Raw genomic sequence first — 16,659 nt, 5'->3', positions numbered from 1 at the left:
AGAGGAGAACATTCGAATGAGTTTCATGAGTAAGGCCGGCTTCGCCGTTGTGGCACTCGGCCTTGCGGCCGGGTCGGTGCTCGGTGCCGGTTCGGCGAGCGCGGCGGGTGACCAGTGGGCGTCGGTCGCGTTGAGCGACAACGAGGCCATCTACGGCATCAGCGTGAACGAGGGCAGCGCCGAGGCCGCCATCGCCGCGGCGATCGCCGACTGCCACCTGGCCGACTGCAACGAGGTCATGACCTGGGCCAACGGCTGCGGCGTTCTGGTCCAGAGCAACGACGGCCTCGCGTGGGCGTCCGGCCCGACCCGGGCCGATGCCGAGCGCACGGCCTACGAGAGCCTGACCGAGCTGACCCCGACCGCCATGCTGGCCAACACCGGTTCGGCCAACCTGAGCGGCGCCCACGTCGTCGACGCGATCTGCACCGCCAACGCGCGCTGATCGATACCGAACACCGGGCCCGGATCCTCTCGTGGGATCCGGGCCCGTCGCGTTATCGGGCCGGTTCGGCCTCGAGCGCCGAGGCGATCCAGGCGCCGATCATGTCGGCGGTCTGGTCGATCACCACATCGCGGTCCAGGCCCTCGTCTTCCATTTCCACCGACCGCAGCGCCGTGGCGAAACCGGCGTTGAGCACTACGAACGCCATCGTGTCGATATCGATGGTCTTGGTCGGGCCGAGCAGGTGGATCAGATACAGCTTGATGATCATGCGCAGCCGCGGCTCGAACTCGGGGATACCGCTGCCGTAGAAGTGCAGATCGGCGACGAGTGCCCGGACCAGGGGCCCGTTGGCGACGAGGATCTGCACGGCGGTGCGGATCACCTCGGCCACCGAATCGCGCGGTGTCTTGTCCGCGGCGACGGTGAGGAACTTGCTGTATCGGTCCTCCACCTGCAGAAACAGGCTGTCGGTCAGCTCTTTCACGATCTCGTCGCGGTCGTTGAAATACCGGTAGAGCGTGCCGATGCTGATGCCCGCCTCGCTGGCGATCCGGTTGGTCGAGGTATTGCCGATGCCCCGGGTGCCGAAAAGGTGAGCGGATACCTCCAGAATGCGTGCCCGCGTCTCCCGTGCCCGATCCTGTTTCGGACGTTTGCGCTGCTTATCGGCTTGTGGGGGCATCGGTGCACCTCGCGGGAAAGAGGAGTAGAAGGTGAGCGGTTACTCACCCTACAGTCATGTCACGAAGAAGACCTCGGTGTCGGCCATCACGTTGGGACAGGTACCGGGGAAGCAGCACCGAACGGTGTGAACGAGGAGGAGTCGACGATGACGATCCCAGTGGACAGGGGGCTGACATCCACGCTGGTCACCCATTTCGTGAACAACGTGGCGACCTGCCGGACGTTGCCCGGTGACGCGATCTCCGGCGAGGTGACCTCGGTGACGAGGATGTGCCTCGAGATCTGCGCCGGGTTGCTCGACGGGCGCGACGAGGAGGCCAAGCTGCACCGGCTAGCGGTCGCGGCGTCGGGGTGGGCGCGCGAGGGCGTGCCCATCGACACGATCCTGCACGCGCTGCACGAGGGTTTCCGGATCGGTTTCGACGCGGCCTGCGCCGGGATGAGCCTGCCCGACGAGTTCCGCCGGCTGATCGCCATCTCGGATGTCCTGTGCACCACCGTGACTCGCGCCTACATCCGCGAGCACCGCGAGATCGCCGGTGAGCACCACACCGCCGTGCACACGCTCACCTCCGCCCTGCTCGCCGGGCAGCCGACCATCACGATGGCCCGCGAGTGCGGGATCTCGGTAGCCGAATCGTATGCGGTGCTCGCCCTTTCGATCGGGGAGCATCCCGACGAGCACGATGCCCGGCTGAACTCCTCGGTGGTCGCGCGGCGCAAGTTGCGCCGGGTGCAGGCCGCGCTGGCGCACCGGTGCGGGGAACAGGCGCTGTCGCTGCTGTCGGTCGACGGTGGCACGCTGCTCATTCCGGCCGACCTGCTCGCCGACGATCAGCTCGACGGCCTCGTCGAGGCCCTGTCGCGGGCCGCCCGCGTGGATGTGACCGCGGCGCTGGTGACTTCGCCCGCGGCCGAGATCCCCGACGCGGCGCAGCGTGCCCACGAACTGCTCGACATGGTGGAGCGGCTCGATTGCGAACCCGGCCTGTACCGCTTCGGCGATCTGGCGCTGGAATACCAGCTCACCCGACCCGGTCCCGGCCGCGCCCGGCTCGGTGAACTGCTCGCTCCGCTGGACAAGCACCCCGAGCTGTACGAAACGCTGCGCGTGCACATCGCCAACAACATGAACCGGCAGCGTACGGCCCGCCTGCTGCACATCCACACCAACACCGTCGACTACCGGCTGCGGCGCGTCGCCCAGCTCACCGGGCTCGACCCGGCGCAGGCCTCGGGGCTGTGGCAGTTGCGGTCGGCGATGATCGCCCGCAGCTTCCACACCGGTCCGCGAGTGGCCGCCGAGCAGGTGGCCTCGACCGGCCTGGGTGGCCCGGTGGGTACCAGCGGCCCGCGCCGGGCCCGGGCGGACGTCGAGGTCTGTCCCGCACCGGGACTCGGCGGCGTGCGCTCGGCCTAGCTCCGGGGACCGGGTGATTCAGCGGCGCAACACCTTCCGGGCCGGCCAGTTGCCGAGGAACTGGACGGCCTGGACGCCGGCGATGATGATCAGGACGGCGACGAGGGTGACCCTCCATCGGAACTGCTGGTAGCCGTAGACGATGGCGAAGTCGCCCAGGCCGCCGCCGCCGACGGTGCCCGCCATGGCGGAGATGTCGACGATCGCGATCACCACGAAGGTGTAGCCGAGGATCAGTGGGCCGAGCGCCTCCGGGATCAGCAGCGTGAGGATGATGCGCAGCGGACCCGCACCCGCCGCGCGGGCCGCTTCGATCACCCCCGGGTCGACGGTGACCAGGTTCTGTTCCACGATGCGGGCGATGCCGAACGAAGCGGCCACGATCATCACGAACAGCGCCGCCTCGGAACCGGCCCTCGGCGAGCACCGCGACCCGGTCGGTGACCGCGAGGATCACATCAGCGTGGCGAGCCGCATGCCGTGAGGGTCAGGGCAGCGGTTGCCATGAGGACCGGGATCGCCAGTACCGACGGAATTTCACTTGCCCTCGGTTCGAATTCGCTGCGCAGCCTATATAGTTCATTTGACCAAAACGAGGGATGGGGTGGACTGTGCGATCGGTCGAAGAATTGTGTGCGGCTGTCGAGCGGGGAGTTGTGCCGAAATACCTGCTGTTCTGGGGACATCGGCCGCGTGGGGACGGGACGCTCGGCTCGGGCTGCCTGAGTCAATGGTGGCCTGCGCCCTTCTCGGTCGACGGGGAGCGGTTCGCCACCGCCGAGCACTACATGATGTGGCGCAAGGCGCTGCTGTTCGGCGATTTCGAGGCGGCCGAGCGGGTGCTCGAGGTCGCGCATCCCGCAGAGGCGAAGAAGATGGGCAGGCTCGTCCGCGGGTTCGACCAAAGTATCTGGGAGGAAGCGCGATTCGACATTGTCGTGGCGGGCAGTGTGGCCAAGTTCGGATCGGATGCGGAGTTGCGGTCGTATTTGGTGGGCACGGCGGGGCGGGTGCTCGTGGAGGCGAGTCCGATGGACCGGGTGTGGGGGATCGGGCTGTCGGCGAAGGACGAGCGGGCGGGTGATCCCACGCGATGGCGGGGGCTGAATCTGCTGGGGTTCGCGTTGATGCGGGCGCGCGAGGAACTCGCTGGGTAGAGCTATTCGGGAAAGGCATTTCTCGGTGGGGCTGTGGGCGTTCATGATTGGGGGTGGTCCCGGTCTGGGACCGAACTTTCGACGGGGAGAATTCTGATGTCTGTTGTGGGCAAGTACGCCCTCGGTGTGGCCGCCGTATCCGCGGTGGCCGCGTTCACGGTGGTCGCCGCGGGTCCGGCCGCCGCCGGTGCCAGCGGTGTGGCGATCGCCGAAGCGCCCGGTTACACCGCCGTGTCACGTGATGGCGGTTTCCAGGCCGCCGCCGGTGACCTCTACGGCGCGCTCGCGCTGTCGTCGGACGAGGCCGTGGTCGCGTCCGCGGTGAACTACGGCAGCTGGGCCGACGCCCAGCACGCCGCGCTCGCCGAATGCGGTGTGTGGGACTGCCAGGTGGTCGTCTCGTTCCGCAATGCCTGCGGTGCGGTGGCCCAGGGCGCCGACTACCGGTTCGGCTGGTCGTGGGACCACTCGCTGGCCGCCGCCGAGCGTTCGGCGGTGGATGTGCTCGGTCTGAGCGCCCCGCCGTTCCCCGACCTGGGCTCGGCGTCGCCGCGTCCGGCGCGGGTCATCCTGTCCGCCTGCACGGCGAACGTCTGACGCATTCCTCGACAAGGGGCGCGAACCGAAGGGTTCGCGCCCCTTCTCATCGTCGCGGGTGGTCGAGCGACAGACGGCCGCGCCGGACGAGGTCGTGTTTGGCGATCGGCGGCAGCGGGTCGTCGCCCGGCGTCTCGGGATTGGTGCGAACCAGCAGGGTGACCGTCGCCGCGGGCACGAAACCGCTGCGCCGCATCAGCGCCGCCGAGGCGCCGTTGCGCTCCTCCACGTCGGTGACGATGTGCTGGGCACCGCGCGCGAACAACGCCTCCGAGCAGACGTCGACCAACCGTCGGGCGATGCCGTGCCCCTGCATATCCGGCGCCACCGCGATCCACTCGAGGTAGGCCCAGTCGTCACGGTGCTCGAACTCCATCGAACCGAGCACGAACCCGACCACCCGATCGGAGTCCAGGGCCACCCAGCAGGCGTTGTCGGGGCTGTCCAGATGCTCGGCGACGGCCGTCAGCGACCAGGACGTGTACGGCTTGGTCGTCGTGTCGAAAACCTGATGCCCGAGGTCGAGGACTTGACGCAGGTGCCCCAGACCCATCGGTACGACGGCGATCGCTCGGTCCATGGGGCCAGTGTGCCCTAGGCCCCCTTGCGGGCCGTGGACTTGCTCGCCGTGGATTTGCTCGCCGCCTTGCGCGGGGCCGCTTTCTTGGCCGCGGCCTTCTTCGCCGGCTTCTTCTTCGGGGCGGCCGACTCGCCTTCTCGCCGCCCGCTCGCCTCGAGGCTGCGCTGCAAGGCGGCCACCAGATCGACCACCTCGGCATCGGGCTGCTCGGCCGGTTCGGCGGCGGTGGATTCGACCTTGCCGGTGCCGCTGGCGATCGCCTCGTCCAGCAATTTCTGCAATTCGATCTGGTATTCGTCGGTGTATTCGCCCGGATCGAAATCACCCGACATCGATTCGACCAGCGTTTCGGCCATCTTCAATTCCTGCGGGCGCGGAGTCGGCGCGTCCTCGAGCGAAGGGAAGTCGACCGCGCGTACCTCGTCGGGCCACAGCAATGTCTGCAGCACCAGTACGCCCTCACGCACGCGTAGCGCCGCCAACCGGGTCTTCTGCCGCAACGTGAAATGCACGAGTGCCGTTTTGTCGATCCGTTCGAGTGTCGCGGCAAGCAGCTGATACGCCTTCGGCGTCGCCGAATCGGGTTCCAGGTAATAACTCTTGTCGAACAGCACGGGGTCGATCTGATCCGACGGCACGAATTCGAGCACCGGGATCTCGTGTTTCTCCGCGGCGGGCAATTTGGCGAAGTCCTCGTCGGTGAGCACGACCTGCTCGCCGTCGGGTGACACATACGCCTTGTCGATATCGGAATACTGCACCGATTTGCCGCACACCTGGCAGACCCGGTCGTATTTGATCCGGCCCCCGTCCTTGGCGTGGACCTGATGAAACCGGATGTCATGGTCCTCGGTCGCGGTATAGACCTTGACCGGGACGTTGACCAGCCCGAAAGCGATCGAGCCCTTCCAGATCGACCTCATAGACCCCATCATGATCGATTCGTGCTCCCGGGGCGAGCGGGCGATGCACAACCGGTGCCCCGTCGTAATGCGCGAGCGCTTGATTCCATGACAGGTCTGGTCAAATTGTGGGCGTGCGCGCTGAGTTGATCGTTTGTGGGTTGGGGCCCGCGGGCAGGGCCGTGGCCCACCGGGCGGCCGTGCGGGGTTTGTCGGTGGTGGCGATCGATCCTCGTCCGGAGCGGACGTGGACGGCGACGTACGCGGCGTGGGCGGACGAGCTTCCGGAGTGGGTGGGGGACGAGGTTTTCGCCGGGGACGGAGCGGAACCGACGGTGTGGGCGATGGGGGAGCACCGGATCGAGCGGGAGTACCGGGTGTTCGATACGCCGCGGTTGCAGAACGCCCTGGCGGTGGACGGGGTCCGGGTGATCGCGGACCGGGTCACCCAGGTGGACGCGCGGGCGGGTTCGGTGCGGACGGCGGGTGGGCAAGTCTTCCACGGCCGGGTGATCGACGCGCGGGGAGTCGGGCGCGCACCGGAGCGGGCCGAACAGACCGCCTACGGGGTGGTCGTCGAAGCGGACGAGCCCTGCGTGTTCATGGACTGGCGGCTCGACAACGGCGCCGGACCCGACGAACCCCGGTCGTTTCTCTACACGGTGCCGGTGGCGAAGGGCCGGATGCTGTTCGAGGAGACATGCCTTGCCGGGCGCCCGGCACTGACACCCGAGTTGCTGCGCACGCGACTGGAACACCGGCTCCGGCAACGCGGCATCGAACTCGAGGGCACGGAACCGGTTGAGCGGGTGCGGTTCCCGGTGGAAGGCGGCAAGCCCGGCGGCGGCCGGTTCGGAGCCGCGGGCGGCCTGATCCACCCAGCCACCGGATACAGCGTCGCCGCCTCGCTCGCCGCCGCCGACACCGTCGTCGAGGGCAACCGGTTGTGGACCGCACGCGCACGCGCGGTGGCGGCCCTGCGCCGGGCCGGGCTACGGTCCCTGCTCGCCCTCCCGCCCCGCGACGTACCGGTCTTCTTCGAGGCGTTCTTCGATCTCCCCGCGGCCCAGCAGCGCTCGTACCTGTCCGGCCACGACGACCTGACCGGCACCCTCGCCGCGATGGCCACCCTGTTCGCAGGCCTTCCGCCTCGGGTCCGGCGCACCCTGGCGACCTCCTCGCTCGGACTCGGCTGAGCGACAGCGGTAACGGGGATATCGGAGCGACGGCGCGAACGTCGCGGGATTGCTAACATCGCCGGGCGAACGCGCCGACCCGCCAGCAGGATCGGGCCGACGAGGCGGGCCGACCGGGTGACACCGAATACCGCACGTCGAGATGCGTGCCGCAGTGTTGCTCGACGAGACAGGGGTATACCGGTGTTCGAATTCACCAAGCGGCGCGGCCGCTGGGTGCTCGGTGTTTTCGCGGTGCTCGCGCTGGTGCTCGGAGCACTCGGCGCGACGCTGTTCGACCGGGTGGAGGGCGGCGGTTACACCGACAGCGGCAGCGAGTCCAGCCGGGCACTCGACGTGCTGCGCGACGAATTCGGCCAGGGCCCACCGAATCTGGTGCTGCTGGTGGAAACCGAGGACTCGGTCGACGACCCCGAGTCCACCGCCGCCGCGACAGCGCTCGTCGCCAACCTGCAGGAACGCGCCGGTATCACCGACGTGTTGTCCTACTGGACGACCCACCAGCCCGCGCTGCGCAGCCTCGACAACAAACAGGGCCTGATCGTGGCCACGGTCCTCGGCAGCGAACGCGAGATCGACGAACGGGTCGCCGCCGTCGCCGCCGACCTCGCGGGCACCCAGGGCGAACTGCGGGTCCGCGTGGGCGGTTTCGCGATGCTCATGCACGAGACCGTCGAACAGAGCAAGACCGACATCGTCAAGGGCGAGGCCATCGCGTTCCCGCTCACGCTGCTGGCGCTGCTGTTCGTGTTCGGTGGGCTGGTCGCGGCGAGCCTGCCGCTGCTGGTCGCCGTGGTCACCGTGCTGATGACGATGGGCACGCTGTGGTTGCTCGCGGTGTTCACCCCGCTCGCGGTCACCGCCACCAATGTGGCGACCCTGCTCGGGCTCGGCCTGGCCATCGACTACAGCCTGCTGATCGTCAACCGCTACCGCGACGAACTCACCGAGGGCCGCGCCCCGGCCGACGCCGTGCGCGCCACCCTGCGCACGGCGGGCCGCACCGTCGCGTTCTCGGCGCTCACCGTCGCGGTGGCGCTGGCCGGTCTGGTGTTCTTCCCGCTGCTGGCCATCCGGTCGATGGGGTACGCGGGCGTGATCGTCGCGGGCCTGGCCGCCCTGGTCTCGCTGACCGTGCTGCCCGCGATCCTGCTGCTGCTCGGCACCAATATCGACCGTGGTCAGCTCGGCTGGTGGTTCCTGCGTGCGCCACGGCCCGCACCGGGCGAGGGCGCCTGGCACAAACTGGCCACCGCCGTCATGGGCAAACCGATCCCGATCGGGCTCGCCGTCGCCGCGGTGCTGTTGCTGCTGGGCACCCCGTTCCTCGGGGTGAAACTCGGCTTCCCGGACGAACGGGTGCTGCCCCCGTCGATGAATTCGCGGCAGGTCGCCGAGACCGTGCAGCGCGACTTCGGCGACAGCGACCAGGACACCCTGGTCGCTGTCCTGCCCGACAGCGCCTACAGCGCCGAGGGATTGGACGCCATCGCGCGCACGATGTCGGACCTGGACAATGTGCGCCGCGTCGACACCGCGACCGGCAGCTACGCCCAGGGCGGGCGGCTGGCCGAACCGACCGCGCTCAATGCCCGCTTCCGGGCCGAGCGGGCCGCCTACCTGTCGATCGTCCCGTCCACCGGGGACAGCCACGAACTCGGCACCTTGGTGGAACAGCTTCGCGCCCAGGAGGTTCCGAGCGAGATCCTGATCGGCGGGGTCGCGGCGGCCAATGTCGACTCGGTGAACGCCATCGAAGACGCCCTGCCGTGGGCGCTCGCCTTCGTGGTGATCCTGATGCTGATCGTGCTGTTCCTGCTCACCGGCAGTGTGGTGCTCCCGGTGCTCGCGGTGATCCTCAGCGCGCTCAGCCTCACCGCCACCTTCGGTGCGCTGGTCTGGATCTTCCAGGACGGGCATCTGTCGGGGGTGCTCGGCTTCACCGTCACCGGTGACCTCTCGGCCACCGTTCCGGTGATGCTGTTCGCCGCCGCGTTCGGTTTGGCGATGGACTACCAGGTGTTCCTGCTCTCGCGCATCCGCGAGGAGTACGACCGCACCGGCAAGAACGAGGCGGCCGTCGCGCTCGGCCTGGAACGGATCGGGCGCATCGTCACCGCGGCCGCCATCCTGATCTCGCTGGTCTTCCTCGGTTTCCTGGCCTCCGACATCACGTTCATGAAGGCGTTCGGCATCGGTTTGCCGCTGGCGGTGATCGTGGACGCCACCCTGGTCCGCGGGTTCCTGCTGCCCGCCGCGATGAAGGTGCTCGGCGAGGCCAACTGGTACGCACCGGATTTCCTGCGCAGGCTGCACGACCGGTGGGGTCTCGACGAGGGTGGCGCACGCGCGAATCTGCCGGTGCGTGATCCGCTGGGCGTCACCGGAAAGCCGACCGTCGAGGTGATCGACCCGCTCGCCCGGGCCGAGGCCGAACGCGCTGCCGCCAAAGTCGACGACCCGCTCGCCCGCGTCGAGGCCGAACGTGCCGCCGCGAAGGGGGAGGAGTCGTCGGCGCATACCGAGCAGAGCAGGCGCGTCGCGGCCAAGGGCGACGAGGCGCTGGCGGGCGCCCGCGAGGACTGAGCAGGGCGGGGCCCGTGCGCCCCGCCCTCGGTTCAGATGCCGCCGGTGGCCAGCAACCCGCCGTCGACGCGGACACAGTCGCCGGTGATCCAGGACGCCTCGTCCGACACCAGGAAGGTGATCAGGCGCGCCACGTCCTCGGGGGAGCCCAGGCGCTTCATCGGATACACGCTCGCCGCCCGTTCCTCGTCGGCGGAGAACAGTGCGTCGGCGAACTTGGTCTTCACGACACCGGGAGCGACCGCGTTCACCCGGATGTTCGGGCCGAGCTGCCACGCCAGCTCCTCGGTGAGCCGGATCAGCGCCGCCTTGGAGGCGCCGTAGGCCGAGATCACCCCCGAAGAGCGGATACCGGCCACGCTCGCCACGTTCACCACCGCACCGCCGTGCTCAGCCATCCACGCCTTGTAGGCCTGCTGGACATAGCCGAGCGCGGCCACGACGTTCACGTCGAAGATCTTGCTCACCGCACCGAGATCGGCGTCCATCAGCGCACCGAACACCGGGTTGATGCCGGTGTTGTTGATCAGGATGTCGAGCGAACCGAACTCGGTGACCGCCCGGGACACGGCCTCGGCTCGCGCGTCTGCGTCACCGGAGTTGCCCGCGACGGTGCTCACCTGACCCTTGTGCCCGAGGGCGCGCAACTCCTGCGCGGCGGCTTCCAGCGGTTCGGGTTTGCGGGCGGTGATCAGCACATTCGCGCCCGCGCGCAGCAGTTCGGCGGCCGTCGCCAAGCCGATGCCCCGGCTGGCGCCGGTGACGAGAGCGGTACGGCCAACTAGATCGGTAGTCATGCGACGAGAGTAACCACGCTCACATCCGTCGGCGCCAGGTTCGAGGCGCAGGCGGCGGGGCGGTAAAATAAGTGGTTCTTGCCGGAACCGTCGGTGCACCATGGAGACGGTTCGGCGACCATCTGCTTTCGACATCGAGGAGAAGCTCTGTGATCACGGCGACCGACCTGGAGGTCCGGGCCGGAGTCCGCACCCTGCTCTCGGCCCCCGGGCCGGCGCTGCGGGTGCAGTCCGGCGACCGGATCGGACTGGTCGGGCGCAACGGCGCGGGCAAGACCACCACCCTGCGCATCCTCGCGGGTGAGGGCGAACCCTACGCCGGGAAGATCACGCGCTCCAGCGAGATCGGTTACCTGCCGCAGGATCCCAAGGAGGGCGATCTCGACGTGATCGCCCGCGACCGCGTGCTGTCGGCCCGCGGTCTCGACGCGCTGATCCGCGACATGGAAAAGCAGCAGCTGCGCATGGCCGAGGTCGCCGACGACGCCGAACGCGAGAAGGCCATCCGCAAGTACGGGCGCCTGGAAGACCAGTTCTCCTCCCTCGGCGGCTACGTCGCCGAGAGCGAGGCCGCGCGCATCTGCAACAGCCTCGGCCTGCCCGACCGGATCCTCGACCAGCAGCTGCGCACCCTCTCCGGTGGTCAGCGCCGCCGCATCGAGCTGGCCCGCATCCTGTTCTCCGCCTCCGACGGCAGCGGCGGGCGCTCCGACCGCATCCTGCTGCTCGACGAGCCGACCAACCACCTCGACGCCGACTCCATCACCTGGCTGCGCGGGTTCCTGCAGAACCACGACGGCGGCCTGATCGTCATCAGCCACGACGTGGACCTGCTCGACGCCGTGGTGAACAAGGTGTGGTTCCTCGACGCCGTGCGCGGTGAGCCCGACGTGTACAACATGGGCTGGAAGAAGTACCTCGACGCCCGCGCCACCGACGAGCAGCGCCGCGTCCGCGAGCGCGCCAACGCGGAGAAGAAGGCGAGCGCGCTGCGTCAGCAGGCCGCCAAGCTCGGCGCCAAGGCCACCAAAGCCGCTGCGGCACACCAGATGGTGCGTCGCGCCGAACGGTTGATCTCCGAACTCGACGACGTGCGCGTGGCCGACAAGGTGGCCCGCATCCGGTTCCCCGAACCCGCGCCGTGCAGCAAGACTCCGCTCATGGTCAAGGACCTGACCAAGCTCTACGGTTCGCTCGAGATCTTCACCGGCGTGAACTTCGCCGTGGACAAGGGATCTCGCGTCGTGGTGCTGGGCCTCAACGGTGCCGGTAAGACGACCATGCTGAAACTGCTCGCCGGGGTGGAGACACCGACCGCCGGTGGTGTCGAACAGGGCCGTGGTCTCAAGGTCGGCTACTTCGCCCAGGAACACGACACCCTCGACGACCAGGCGACGGTGTGGGAGAACATCCGCCACGCCTCCCCGGACGCGGGCGAACAGGAACTGCGAAGTCTGCTCGGCGCCTTCATGTTCAGCGGCCCGCAGCTCGAGCAGCCGGCGGGCACCCTGTCCGGTGGTGAGAAGACCCGTCTCGCCCTGGCCGGCCTCGTCTCCTCGGCGGCCAATGTGCTGCTGCTCGACGAGCCGACCAACAACCTCGACCCGGTCTCGCGCGAACAGGTCCTCGACGCGCTGCGCACCTACGCGGGTGCGGTGGTGCTGGTGACCCACGACCCGGGCGCGGCCGAGGCGCTGAACCCGGAACGGGTGATCCTGCTGCCCGACGGCACCGAGGACCACTGGTCGGCCGAGTACGCCGAACTCATCGATCTCGCCTGAGCGGACCGGCCTTCGGCCAGGAGATCGGTGTGTCGCGAGGGAACTCGCGGGGTTTTCGTGAGGTTCGTCACTGTTTTCCGTTGATCACCGGGTGCGGAGTGTCTAGCCTGGAATGAGCTGCTCGGCGACTCGGAGGAAGCCATGAGCGACAGTGCGAGACAGGCCGCTCGATCGGCCAAGGCAACATCGACAGGCAAGACCGCGCTGGGGAAGGGCACCCGGGTCACGGGTAAGTCCCGTGACAGGTTGCAGTCCCAGCTGAAGAAGCAGTACGAGGCGGGTGCCAGCATCCGCTCCCTGGCCAGGGCGACCGGCCGCTCGTACGGCTTCATTCACAATGTGCTGGTCGAATCGCATGTCGAGCTGCGCGGGCGCGGCGGCGCCAACCGCCGCAAGAACCCGGCCGACTGATCACCAGCCGGGTACCGCCCCGTCACCCTGCACCAGCAGATTCGCCAGGCTGGTGAACAGGGGTAGCCCCGTCTTGATCTCCAGGTAGGCGAACTGGCCCTGCGGATTCACCTCGAGGAAGTAGTACTCGCCGTCGACGCCCAAGCGCAGGTCGACCACGCCGAAACTCAAGCCGAGCGCGCCCATCAGCGTGGCCAGCGACTTGCTCACCGAGGCGGGCAGCCGGTCCGGGGCGAACGCCACCGAGGTGTCGAGCCGCGAATCGACCCGGCCGACACCCGCCTGTGAATCGATGCGCACCGCCCATTCGACGCCGTCGACCCACACCACCCGCAGATCGCAGGTGGCGTCCACGTAATCCTGGAAGGTCGTCGGCGTCGAACGGATCGAGGTGAGCCGGCCCAGCTCGGGCCGGGTGATGATGCGCGTCTCGGAGAACTCACCACGGCCCGTACCGGTGCGTTTGTAAACCACGGGCACCGAACGGGATTCGACGAAACTGCGCGCCTCGTCCGGGTCGTTGGTGACGAGTGTTTCCGGGACGGCGAAACCGGCCCGGTGTGCCGTTTCGAGCTGCACGATCTTGCGGCTCGCGGTGCGTTCGGCGGCCGGGTCGTTCACCCAGTAGGCCGGGATCGACCACAGCATCCCCTGGAGGAAACCGTCGCATTCGGCCTGGCGGAATTCGTCGTCGGCGGCGCGCACGCCGTGCGGGACGCGGCACGGGTGCGGCCTGCGCCACCACACCGCGCGCACGTCGTCCAGGCCGTGCACATGCGACAACGCCCGATTCGATCCGGCCTTGTCGAGACGGAAACTGCCTGTCTCGGAAGGGAAGTCGCGCAGGTCGAGCCGGATGGGATCGAGGCGGTGGTGCTCGCGCAACGTGACGGCCAGTGCGTCGGCGTGCAGGTCGTCGGTTTCGGAGACGATGAGCACCGCGTCGGTCGCGCGTTCCATGACTGTGTCGGCCGCTTCAGTCGAGACTGTCGCAGTTGATGCCGTCGTGGAAGGTGAACGTCGCCCCTGAGGTGCCGCCACGCTCGGCGATCCGCAGTTTCGCCGCCCAGCTGCGGGTGGCTTCGGCGAGCTGTTCGTCGCCGAGGGCCTCCGACGGTGCGGGGGCCAGCGTGATGGGTCGTTCGACGAGTTCCACGCGCATCCGGCGGGTGAAATCCGCGGTGGCGCCGGGCCGGATGTCGACCTGCACCTGCCGTCCCTCCGCCGCGCGCTCCTCGGTGAGCCGCAGGATATCGCGGCGATCGAAGGTCCAGGTCCCGCCGTCGACGCGGACCGAGACATCGCGCTCGGACTCGGCCACCAGCTGTCCCCGCAAGGCGGGGCCCCGGCTTCGGGACGACGCGGTAGCGGGGAGGTGGATGGCGTCGGTCATGGGCACTCACTCCGATCTTCTCGTCTGCTCGCGATTTGCCAGAACCCCTCTAGGCGCTTCGGATCATAACGTGAGCGAACCTTTCACCGAGGGTGTTCGCGAGATTTACGGAGCGCCGGGCAAACCGCCGAGCGGCGCGTGATCGCCTAGCAGGACGAGAATTTCGGGCAACCGCAGTGCGCGCAGGTCCCCGACACGGGCAATCGATCAGCAAACGAAAACAGCAACGGCCCGACAGGCACCCCGGCGAAGTTGCCGACCGATACCTGCCGCGCCGCCTGCTATGTCCCGGTTCTCGGCCGCCTCGATCTGGACTGACCAGAGGGTGCGACGAAGGAGTGCCCGCCGGGAGGGAAGATCGAGGCCTCCCGGGCCGAGAACCCGCGGCGCCAGCCGCCGTGTTACAGCCCGAGGATTTCGGGGTTCTCGGCGAGGGAGCGGAAGTGGCCCGCGGGGTCGGCGACGAGTCGGCGGGTGGTCAGGTCCATCGCGCCCGCGGTGACGGTGATCTCGGCGGCGACGGTGCCGTCGAGTTTGATGATCTGGTGGTGGAAGCGGAACACCTTCTCGCCGTCGCGCCAGTCGAAGGCGCAGGTCACGGTGACCTCGTCGCCGCCGCGCAGTTCGCGCTTGTACTTGATCGTCGACTCGAGCACCACCGCGCCGATGCCGCTGGCGATGAACTTGTCCTGCGGGATGCCTGCCGCGCGCAGCAGTTCCCAGCGCGCGTGCTCGCCGTACTGGTGGTAGACGGCGTGGTTCAGGTGGCCTTGGGTGTCGAGCTCGTAGCCGCGGACGAGGACCGGTACCGAGAACGTCATACAGCGTACAACCGGCGCCTTCGCGCGGAATGTTCCCGATGCCGGTGCAACCTCGGCCACATTCGCGTCACCCGCGTATGGGTCAGCGGCGCTGGGCGTTTCGCTCGGCTGTCCACGTGGGCGCGTCGATGAAGTAGTTGTCGAATTCCGCTTGGGCGGCGAGGAATTCGGTGTGATCCGCCGTGCCCTTCGCGAGCCGGTCGAGCAGGCGGAAGTACTCGAATCGCTGCACGCCCGGCATCAGCGCGATGAGGATGCGGGCCCCGCTGTCGGGTGTGGCGCCGAAGGCGTGCGGCATCCGGCGGGGCACGACCAGCGATCCGCCCGCGCCGACGGTGAGGATGCGGTCGCCCGCCATCACCTGCAGTTCGCCGTCGGCGACGTAGAACAGCTCGTCGGAGCGGGTGTGATAGTGCGGCGCGGCCCCGTCGGCGCCCTGGTCGAGGGTCACTTCCACGGTGCTCACCGTGCCGTCGCTTGCCTCGGAATCGGTGAGCAGCCGCACGCGAACGCGGTCGGTGCTCAGCGTCTCGGCGTCCTCGGGCAGGCAGAGGGCGATGTCACGTGTGTCCATGACGGTTCCGTTCGTCGATTGATAATTCGCTACCGAACTATATCCCGTCGAATAGAATCCTGTCCATGGATGAATCGACCGCCGACGCCGTAGACGCGATCGCCGCACAGTGGCGCCGCGAACGCCCCGACCTCGACCTGGCGGCGATGGCGGTGTTCGGCAGGCTCGGCCGACTGCTGAACGTCGCCACGGCCCGTATCGAATCCGTGTTCACCGCGCACGGGTTGCAGCGCGGGGAGTTCGATGTGCTTGCCGCACTTCGCCGTTCGGGTGCGCCGTTCGAACTCAACCCCTCGGTGCTCGCGGACACCCTGATGCTGTCGCGCGCGGGCATGACCGGGCGGATCGACCGGCTGGAGGCGGCGGGGCTGGTGCGGCGCATCGCGGATCGGGTGGATCGGCGGGCCGTGCGGGTGGCGCTCACCGAGGAGGGCCGAGAACTGGTCGACCGGGTCGTCGTCGCGCACACCGAGAACGAGACGGCCATGCTGTCGGTGCTGGACCGCGACGATCAGGTAGCGCTCGACAGGATCGCGCGAAAGTTGTTGGGCGAGTGGGAGAGCGGACCCGATCCCGCTCCGGGGGATGGAGGTACGCGGTCTTCCCGCTGAGCGTTCGGGTGGCGCTCAGGACTCCTTGCGCCGCACGGACGCTTCGACGAGATCCAGTACAGCGGAAAGGTTTTCGTCGGTGTGGCCGGAGGCGATGCGCGCGATCAGGCCGTCGAGGACCAGGTCGAGATAGCCGAGCAGGACGTCGGTGGGGACGTCGTCGCGCAGGGCGCCCGCGGCCTTGCGACGCTCCAGGCGGGCGAGGGTGGCGGCGGTGAGTTCGGCCGAGCGCTGGGTCCAGCCCGCGCGGAAATCGGGATCGGTGCGCACGCGGCGGGCGATCTCGAGGCGGGTGCCCAGCCAGTTGAATTCTTCGGGGCGGGCGAGCATATCGCGCATCACCTGCACGATGCCCTGGTTGGCCGCGACCTCGGCCATGCGTTCGGCGTCGTCCTTGGCCAGGGCGAAGAACAGGGCGTCCTTGTCCCGGAAATGGTGGAAGATGGCGCCGCGGGACATGCCGATGGCCTCTTCCAGACGGCGCACCGTGGCGCCCTCGTAGCCGAATTCGGCGAAGCAGCGCCGGGCACCGTCGAGGATCTGGCTGCGGCGGGCGGCGAGGTGGTCGTCGCTGACCTTGGGCATGATTCCTCCAGTGACGCCATATGCGGACCCCCGCCCCGGAACACCGAGGCGGGGGACTCACAGCACGAAGAGCATCCGAGCGGATGCCCTTGTGGCGCGGCGTCGTTCGACACCGC

The 16,659-nt window shown here is 68.6% G+C and carries 19 protein-coding genes and 1 pseudogene; 10 read left to right on the top strand and 10 right to left on the bottom strand.

Features of this window, described 5'->3' with window-relative positions; all coding sequences use genetic code 11:
* The first annotated feature begins 16 nt into the window (after positions 1 to 16).
* Positions 17 to 445: a DUF4189 domain-containing protein gene (locus NCO8_RS02320; protein ID WP_067635991.1), complete on the top strand. Its 429-nt coding sequence runs from the start codon at positions 17 to 19 to the stop codon at positions 443 to 445.
* A 52-nt stretch (positions 446 to 497) separates the two neighbouring features.
* Here NCO8_RS02320 and NCO8_RS02315 read toward each other — a convergent pair whose 3' ends face one another.
* Complete coding sequence (locus NCO8_RS02315; protein ID WP_067493714.1) at positions 498 to 1,130, bottom strand: TetR/AcrR family transcriptional regulator; 633 nt, start codon at positions 1,128 to 1,130, stop codon at positions 498 to 500.
* A gap of 147 nt (positions 1,131 to 1,277) precedes the next feature.
* On the opposite strand from NCO8_RS02315, the gene NCO8_RS02310 reads away from it, so the two are divergent.
* The gene (locus tag NCO8_RS02310) at positions 1,278 to 2,552 is read left to right on the top strand and encodes a PucR family transcriptional regulator (protein ID WP_084456542.1); all 1,275 of its coding nucleotides are present in this window, start codon (positions 1,278 to 1,280) and stop codon (positions 2,550 to 2,552) included.
* An 18-nt stretch (positions 2,553 to 2,570) separates the two neighbouring features.
* On the opposite strand, the pseudogene NCO8_RS02305 reads toward NCO8_RS02310, so the two are convergent.
* Positions 2,571 to 2,963: pseudogene (locus NCO8_RS02305) on the bottom strand (ABC transporter permease subunit); the annotation flags it as partial.
* Between NCO8_RS02305 and NCO8_RS32715 the strand changes: the two are divergent.
* The 3 genes from NCO8_RS32715 (at position 2,914) to NCO8_RS02295 (ending at position 4,306) form a co-directional block, all read left to right on the top strand.
* Positions 2,914 to 3,036 (top strand): hypothetical protein, encoded by a 123-nt coding sequence (locus NCO8_RS32715; protein ID WP_281201877.1) that lies wholly within the window; start codon positions 2,914 to 2,916, stop codon positions 3,034 to 3,036. The pseudogene NCO8_RS02305 and the gene NCO8_RS32715 overlap by 50 nt on opposite strands.
* 127 nt (positions 3,037 to 3,163) lie before the next feature.
* A complete protein-coding gene (ybiA, locus tag NCO8_RS02300) occupies positions 3,164 to 3,709 on the top strand; it encodes a riboflavin biosynthesis intermediates N-glycosidase (protein WP_245655206.1) in 546 nt (181 codons plus the stop codon).
* A 96-nt stretch (positions 3,710 to 3,805) separates the two neighbouring features.
* Complete coding sequence (locus NCO8_RS02295; protein ID WP_084456394.1) at positions 3,806 to 4,306, top strand: DUF4189 domain-containing protein; 501 nt, start codon at positions 3,806 to 3,808, stop codon at positions 4,304 to 4,306.
* A 46-nt stretch (positions 4,307 to 4,352) separates the two neighbouring features.
* Here the strand turns inward: NCO8_RS02295 and NCO8_RS02290 are convergent, their stop codons facing one another.
* Both NCO8_RS02290 and ku read right to left on the bottom strand, forming a co-directional pair.
* Entirely contained in the window at positions 4,353 to 4,886 is a 534-nt protein-coding gene (locus NCO8_RS02290; RefSeq protein WP_067493724.1) for a GNAT family N-acetyltransferase, read from the bottom strand.
* 14 nt (positions 4,887 to 4,900) lie between these two features.
* Positions 4,901 to 5,809 (bottom strand): non-homologous end joining protein Ku, encoded by a 909-nt coding sequence (gene ku, locus NCO8_RS02285; RefSeq protein ID WP_067635986.1) that lies wholly within the window; start codon positions 5,807 to 5,809, stop codon positions 4,901 to 4,903.
* 104 nt (positions 5,810 to 5,913) lie between these two features.
* Between ku and NCO8_RS02280 the strand changes: the two genes are divergently transcribed.
* Both NCO8_RS02280 and NCO8_RS02275 read left to right on the top strand, forming a co-directional pair.
* Positions 5,914 to 6,984, top strand: coding sequence for a lycopene cyclase family protein (locus NCO8_RS02280; protein WP_067635984.1), 1,071 nt, complete (start codon positions 5,914 to 5,916; stop codon positions 6,982 to 6,984).
* Between the two features lie 183 nt (positions 6,985 to 7,167).
* On the top strand, positions 7,168 to 9,570 hold the full coding sequence (locus NCO8_RS02275; protein WP_084456392.1) for an MMPL family transporter: 2,403 nt from the start codon (positions 7,168 to 7,170) through the stop codon (positions 9,568 to 9,570).
* Positions 9,571 to 9,602: 32 nt separating this feature from the next.
* Here NCO8_RS02275 and NCO8_RS02270 read toward each other — a convergent pair whose 3' ends face one another.
* A complete protein-coding gene (locus NCO8_RS02270) occupies positions 9,603 to 10,367 on the bottom strand; it encodes an SDR family oxidoreductase (protein WP_067493730.1) in 765 nt (254 codons plus the stop codon).
* Positions 10,368 to 10,516: 149 nt separating this feature from the next.
* On the opposite strand from NCO8_RS02270, the gene NCO8_RS02265 reads away from it, so the two are divergent.
* Complete coding sequence (locus NCO8_RS02265) at positions 10,517 to 12,148, top strand: ABC-F family ATP-binding cassette domain-containing protein (RefSeq protein ID WP_067493732.1); 1,632 nt, start codon at positions 10,517 to 10,519, stop codon at positions 12,146 to 12,148.
* A gap of 141 nt (positions 12,149 to 12,289) precedes the next feature.
* Positions 12,290 to 12,559, top strand: a complete 270-nt coding sequence (locus NCO8_RS02260; RefSeq protein ID WP_084456389.1) for a helix-turn-helix domain-containing protein — start codon at positions 12,290 to 12,292, stop codon at positions 12,557 to 12,559.
* Here NCO8_RS02260 and NCO8_RS02255 read toward each other — a convergent pair whose 3' ends face one another.
* From NCO8_RS02255 to NCO8_RS02240, 4 genes are all read right to left on the bottom strand, one after another.
* Positions 12,560 to 13,519, bottom strand: a complete 960-nt coding sequence (locus NCO8_RS02255) for an MvdC/MvdD family ATP grasp protein (RefSeq protein ID WP_067635982.1) — start codon at positions 13,517 to 13,519, stop codon at positions 12,560 to 12,562.
* A gap of 16 nt (positions 13,520 to 13,535) precedes the next feature.
* Positions 13,536 to 13,952, bottom strand: a complete 417-nt coding sequence (locus tag NCO8_RS02250) for a hypothetical protein (protein ID WP_067635980.1) — start codon at positions 13,950 to 13,952, stop codon at positions 13,536 to 13,538.
* Between the two features lie 401 nt (positions 13,953 to 14,353).
* Positions 14,354 to 14,773 carry an acyl-CoA thioesterase gene (locus NCO8_RS02245; RefSeq protein ID WP_067635978.1) on the bottom strand — a complete coding sequence of 140 codons (420 nt, stop codon included), beginning with the start codon at positions 14,771 to 14,773 and terminating at the stop codon, positions 14,354 to 14,356.
* An 82-nt stretch (positions 14,774 to 14,855) separates the two neighbouring features.
* Positions 14,856 to 15,347, bottom strand: a complete 492-nt coding sequence (locus NCO8_RS02240) for a cupin domain-containing protein (RefSeq protein ID WP_067635976.1) — start codon at positions 15,345 to 15,347, stop codon at positions 14,856 to 14,858.
* 65 nt (positions 15,348 to 15,412) lie between these two features.
* On the opposite strand from NCO8_RS02240, the gene NCO8_RS02235 reads away from it, so the two are divergent.
* The gene (locus tag NCO8_RS02235) at positions 15,413 to 15,958 is read left to right on the top strand and encodes a MarR family winged helix-turn-helix transcriptional regulator (RefSeq protein WP_067635974.1); all 546 of its coding nucleotides are present in this window, start codon (positions 15,413 to 15,415) and stop codon (positions 15,956 to 15,958) included.
* A gap of 15 nt (positions 15,959 to 15,973) precedes the next feature.
* On the opposite strand, the gene NCO8_RS02230 is transcribed toward NCO8_RS02235, so the two are convergent.
* The gene (locus tag NCO8_RS02230; RefSeq protein ID WP_067493744.1) at positions 15,974 to 16,543 is read right to left on the bottom strand and encodes a TetR/AcrR family transcriptional regulator; all 570 of its coding nucleotides are present in this window, start codon (positions 16,541 to 16,543) and stop codon (positions 15,974 to 15,976) included.
* Between the last annotated feature and the right edge of the window lie 116 nt (positions 16,544 to 16,659).

Source organism: Nocardia coubleae NBRC 108252, assembly GCF_001612805.1.
GTDB classification, from domain to species: Bacteria; Actinomycetota; Actinomycetes; order Mycobacteriales; family Mycobacteriaceae; genus Nocardia; species Nocardia coubleae.
This window is presented reverse-complemented; position numbering and strand designations above follow the sequence as displayed.

What these genes read in the sequence shown, in the direction of transcription:
- NCO8_RS02320 (WP_067635991.1), top strand. Translation starts at nt 17, where the DNA reads ATGAGTTTCATGAGTAAGGCCGGCTTCGCCGTTGTGGCACTCGGCCTT.
- NCO8_RS02240 (WP_067635976.1), bottom strand. Translation starts at nt 15,347, where the DNA reads ATGGACACACGTGACATCGCCCTCTGCCTGCCCGAGGACGCCGAGACG.
- NCO8_RS02250 (WP_067635980.1), bottom strand. Translation starts at nt 13,952, where the DNA reads ATGACCGACGCCATCCACCTCCCCGCTACCGCGTCGTCCCGAAGCCGG.
- NCO8_RS02270 (WP_067493730.1), bottom strand. Translation starts at nt 10,367, where the DNA reads ATGACTACCGATCTAGTTGGCCGTACCGCTCTCGTCACCGGCGCCAGC.
- NCO8_RS02230 (WP_067493744.1), bottom strand. Translation starts at nt 16,543, where the DNA reads ATGCCCAAGGTCAGCGACGACCACCTCGCCGCCCGCCGCAGCCAGATC.
- NCO8_RS02260 (WP_084456389.1), top strand. Translation starts at nt 12,290, where the DNA reads ATGAGCGACAGTGCGAGACAGGCCGCTCGATCGGCCAAGGCAACATCG.
- NCO8_RS32715 (WP_281201877.1), top strand. Translation starts at nt 2,914, where the DNA reads ATGCCGAACGAAGCGGCCACGATCATCACGAACAGCGCCGCCTCGGAA.
- NCO8_RS02245 (WP_067635978.1), bottom strand. Translation starts at nt 14,773, where the DNA reads ATGACGTTCTCGGTACCGGTCCTCGTCCGCGGCTACGAGCTCGACACC.
- NCO8_RS02310 (WP_084456542.1), top strand. Translation starts at nt 1,278, where the DNA reads ATGACGATCCCAGTGGACAGGGGGCTGACATCCACGCTGGTCACCCAT.
- NCO8_RS02235 (WP_067635974.1), top strand. Translation starts at nt 15,413, where the DNA reads ATGGATGAATCGACCGCCGACGCCGTAGACGCGATCGCCGCACAGTGG.
- NCO8_RS02255 (WP_067635982.1), bottom strand. Translation starts at nt 13,519, where the DNA reads ATGGAACGCGCGACCGACGCGGTGCTCATCGTCTCCGAAACCGACGAC.
- NCO8_RS02290 (WP_067493724.1), bottom strand. Translation starts at nt 4,886, where the DNA reads ATGGACCGAGCGATCGCCGTCGTACCGATGGGTCTGGGGCACCTGCGT.
- ku (WP_067635986.1), bottom strand. Translation starts at nt 5,809, where the DNA reads ATGAGGTCGATCTGGAAGGGCTCGATCGCTTTCGGGCTGGTCAACGTC.
- NCO8_RS02315 (WP_067493714.1), bottom strand. Translation starts at nt 1,130, where the DNA reads ATGCCCCCACAAGCCGATAAGCAGCGCAAACGTCCGAAACAGGATCGG.
- NCO8_RS02295 (WP_084456394.1), top strand. Translation starts at nt 3,806, where the DNA reads ATGTCTGTTGTGGGCAAGTACGCCCTCGGTGTGGCCGCCGTATCCGCG.